This is a genomic window from Frankia sp. CeRuru1 (assembly GCF_977966315.1).
Genome location: NZ_CDWWEW010000468.1, coordinates 1 through 3,537 on the forward strand (window position 1 = coordinate 1; position 3,537 = coordinate 3,537).

The 3,537-nt window shown below is 67.1% G+C and carries 3 protein-coding genes; all 3 read right to left on the bottom strand.

The window, feature by feature from the left end; all coding sequences use genetic code 11:
* Nucleotides 1-96: 96 nt before the first annotated feature.
* On the bottom strand, nt 97-381 hold the full coding sequence (locus tag AC08OP_RS22815; RefSeq protein ID WP_476601399.1) for a hypothetical protein: 285 nt from the start codon (nt 379-381) through the stop codon (nt 97-99).
* A gap of 293 nt (nt 382-674) precedes the next feature.
* Nucleotides 675-1,121: a hypothetical protein gene (locus tag AC08OP_RS22820; RefSeq protein WP_462187540.1), complete on the bottom strand. Its 447-nt coding sequence runs from the start codon at nt 1,119-1,121 to the stop codon at nt 675-677.
* A 362-nt stretch (nt 1,122-1,483) separates the two neighbouring features.
* Nucleotides 1,484-2,902 carry a type III PLP-dependent enzyme domain-containing protein gene (locus AC08OP_RS22825; RefSeq protein WP_476616047.1) on the bottom strand — a complete coding sequence of 473 codons (1,419 nt, stop codon included), beginning with the start codon at nt 2,900-2,902 and terminating at the stop codon, nt 1,484-1,486.
* Between the last annotated feature and the right edge of the window lie 635 nt (nt 2,903-3,537).

Here is a 3,537-nt window from a genome sequence, read left to right on the forward strand (position 1 = left end):
GCGGATGGGTCCGACATGGTCGGCGAATCACCTGATCATTGGTCAGCGGGTCACCTGATCATTGGTCAGCGGGTCACCTGATCATTGGTCAGCGGGTCAGCGGGTCAGCGCAGAAGGTCTGGTGGCGCCGGTGACCTTCTCGTACCGGTCGAGCGAAACGATGCTGACGACGTCGCCGGTGTGGGGGCGTGCAGCACCTGGTTGCCGCCGAGGTAGATGCCGACGTGCCCGGGGTTGTCGGGGGTGCCAGTTGTCGGGGGTGCCATCGGAACCGGCGGCGAAGAGCGGGTCGCCGGGTTGCCAGGCCGAGACGGGCGTCAACGGGATGCTCGGGCCGGATGCGCCGGCCGGGGCGCTCGCGGCGTCCAGGGCGGCGGTCATGGTGGGAACGCGGGCGAGGATCGCGGCGGCCGAGTTATGGGGAGCAAGGCACGGTCCAGGGACCGCAGACCGTGCTCAGGTCCCCCAAATTCGCCGGCCGGCGGCCGGCTCAGTGTCGCCTGTGCGGCGCTGTCGCCCCGGCGTCCATAGGCAGTGAGGCTTAGCGGCACCTTGATGTGATGCCATGGCAAAAGGGCGTGCGCTACTTGAAAAGCAATGCGACACCGGATCATGACGTCGCGTGACGTCATGATCGTCCGAGCGGGCCGCATCCCGCCACGGGCCACGTCCCGTCAGAGGACGGGCGTCCACCCCTGCCCGACGACGCACCGCCAGACGCGGCCACCCGAACCGGTCGAGCCCCCGAGGACGAGCTGGCCCGTGGTCACGCAGTCGGCGGGCTGCGGATCGGTGACGCTGATCCGCACCCAGGGATGCAGGATGTCGTTGCCCTGGTGGACGTTGAAGTTGTCCCCGAACACACCGGCGCCGCCGGCCTTGTTGACGGCGAAGATGGGTTGGTTCAGATGGTCGTAGACGATGAACAGCTGGCCGTTGGGCCCGCCCGTCGACTGGATACGAAGCCCCTCGGCACTCTGGTTGGTCGCCCGGAACACCCAGGGGTTGCCGGTGAAACTGCTCTGCGCGTATGCGTAGCCACCGCCGCCGAGCAGCCCGCCGACGAGGGTCGCCGCGCCGAGCACGCTGATGGTCCTGAGACGATGTAGGTACGAAAACATGGGTCTTCTCCCCGATCGATACTCCCGGCCGTGTCCTGGTGTGACTCCCGATCGGCAGTCACGGCCAATCCGATAGGAATGCCACCATAGATTGCTAGTTGTCTATTCATTGTGACAGAAGTCCTGCTTTTGACTAGCCAAACAGACCAGAACCACGGCACATCAGCCCCCGCCGTCCGCAATGTCCCATTTAGGCGCCAGGCCGATGAACGGTACGTATCGTCCCATCAACAGATTGTCAATAATCTGAAAAATACGACTTGGATTAATATTTCCTAGAATGCCAGAAATAACTGCCATGGCGACTGGAGCGATGAACTTGAACCTGGTGCTGAGGGAACATTCCTCTCCCGGGTATCCGATCAGCTCGACCGATCGGTGGGGAACGGAGCATGCCGCGTTCCCCGAAGCTCGACGCGCCGGGCTCGGGGGTGGCCGAGGAAATCCGGCAGCGCGAACTCGTAGCCGTACGCACCCGCCATGGGGAAGACGACGACGTCACCCGACCGCACCCGATCGACCGTGATGTCACGGGCGAGGGTGTCCTCCGGCGTGCACAGCTCCCCGACCACCGTCACCGGACGACCTTCGACCACCGCCTCCCGCGTGTCCTTCGGCTCCGGCTCCGGCTCCGGCCCACCGTTCCGGCCCGATCTCTCCACGACGGCGAAGTTATGGACGATCTCCCACGATGTCGGCAGCGCGAAATGATGAATTCCGCCACGCAGAATCACGAATTCCGTCCCGTAGGAATGTTTGACGTCGATCACTTCGGCGGCGTACCAGCCGGAGTCGGCCACCAGCATCCGCCCCGGCTCGAAGATTACCCGAGTTCCGTCCGGCACCGGCAGCGAACTCAGTCCCTCACCAAATCGGATTAGGTCGAAGGGCCGGTCACCGCGCCGGTCCGGTTCGAACGGAACCCCGAATCCACCGCCCACGTCGACCATCCGCAGCTCGATCCCGGCCGCGGCAGCCGTCCGGGCGGCGAAATCGAGACACCACCGGACGTAGCCCAGATGGGCGGCGGCATCGAGATTGCCGGACACCGCGTGGACATGGAATCCGACGACGTCGATATGGGCCAGATCCGCCGCGAGTTCGAGCGCGGCGGGGACCTCCGTTTCGGGGATGCCAAACGCACTCGGCCGACCGCCCATCTGGAGGGAGCCTGCCAGTCCCACTCGGGCCGGGTTAACGCGCACCGCCGCCCGTACCCGACGGCCGAGCCGGGCCGCGACGGCGTCCAGGCGGCGCAGTTCACCGAAGCTCTCGACGTTGACGACGTCGACGTCGGCCGAGACCAGCGCGGTAAGCAGGGTCATCGACTTCCCCGGTCCGGAGGCGACCAGGTGGGGACGCCGGGCGGGGTCGACCCGGCCGTACGCTGCCTGCGCCAGGCGCACCTCGTGCGCGGAGGAGACCTCGAAACCGTCGATGCCCCGGCCGCTGGCGCCGGTCCTGGCGCCGGTCGGGGTGGCGCCCAGGCTGGAGTCGCTCCGTTCCCGCCCCGACCGAGGGATGTCCGGACCGGGCCCACGCAACAGGGCGTCGAGTATCGGCGGAAAGCTGTTGGCCTTGACCGCGTAGCAGACCTCCGCCCACATGGGCAGGCAGGCCCGCAGCGCCGCGGCGTTCCGCGCGGCCGCCGCCGGGTCGTAAAAGTAGGCACTGACCTCTCCGGCGCCAGCCGGCCAGTCACGCACCGCGGTCAACACCGGGCGGGGGAGGCTTTCGGCGGGCAGGGCGCGCAGCGGCGCGGCCGAGGGCGGCAGGTCCACCAGATCGACTCCTCACTCCATCGGTCCTCACTCCATCGGTCGTCCGAGACTCCCTCAGGCGCCCGAGCTCAGCCGCGTCGCCCGCCAGGGACAGGACAACCCACTCTGCCGCCAGGCGCACAGCCGCCAGGCGCACAGGAGCGATGGCGTGTGCCGCGGGCTGCCGAGCGCGGACGCATGGTCCAGACGGGTGGTCTAGACGGTGGTCTCGGATGGGTGGTCTCCACCTGGACCCGACTCTGTCGGTTAGCCCGATGGTGGGGCGACGAAACACGGATCGGATCCGCAAACGGTGCCTGATACCTCACACGGACCGTCTCCGGCTTCCGTGCCGCCGGACGATCGCGGGACGTTCGTCACCGCCATAACCGGTTGTCTGATCCGGATCGACGGGCGTGTAGTGGACATGCCGCAAACACCACAGCCTGAGGCCGATGTTTCTGCCGCAACCCGACTCCCCCGGACGGACTATGAAGAGACCACCAAGTCTGCTTGGCGCCACCATAACCTTGCGCGGAGCAACCATGGTGCGACTGGCTTAGGTTAGGCTTCCCTCAATCAGCCTGCGCGAAAGGGAGTCGCCCGCGATGACGGTTTCCGCTCGTGACGCCGCCGCCGGCGGCCCAGCCGGCCGC